The organism is Oceanospirillum linum, from assembly GCF_001995095.2.
GTDB classification, from domain to species: domain Bacteria; phylum Pseudomonadota; class Gammaproteobacteria; order Pseudomonadales; family Halomonadaceae; genus Oceanospirillum; species Oceanospirillum linum.
Window position 1 is genome coordinate 1 of record NZ_MTSD02000201.1, and the last position, 402, is coordinate 402.

The window sequence follows — 402 nt, forward strand, 5'->3', positions numbered from 1 at the left end:
TCACTGTAGAGCTGGTTGAGAACACTTATAGTGAAGACGCTGCTTACCAAGTAGGTGGCAAGTACGAAACCGTTGACTATGATGGCGCTAGAGTAACCACGACGATCCGTGATATTGATATTGCAGGGGTAGAGGATAACCGAAATACTCAGGAGGGTATCGGTGAAGGTGGCGATTGGAATATTGCTATCCTAGAGAACTTAGAGCAGATTCATAGTGAAGATGATTTTTCCTCGATCACTATCTCAGGTATTCCTTCTGATGCAACTCTTAAAGATGGCGATGGTAACACACTGCTTGTTGATGCTGGTGAATATACTGCTACAAATTGGCAAGATGCACTGAATCTAACCATTACTCCTGCTGAAGACAGCAGTAAAGATATCCGACTAGATTATAACT

At 42.8% G+C, this 402-nt stretch carries 1 protein-coding gene; it reads left to right on the forward strand.

The annotated features are described in order from the left end of the window. The coding region (locus BTA35_RS18130; protein ID WP_161489901.1) for a hypothetical protein at positions 1–402 on the forward strand (402 nt) is incomplete at both ends.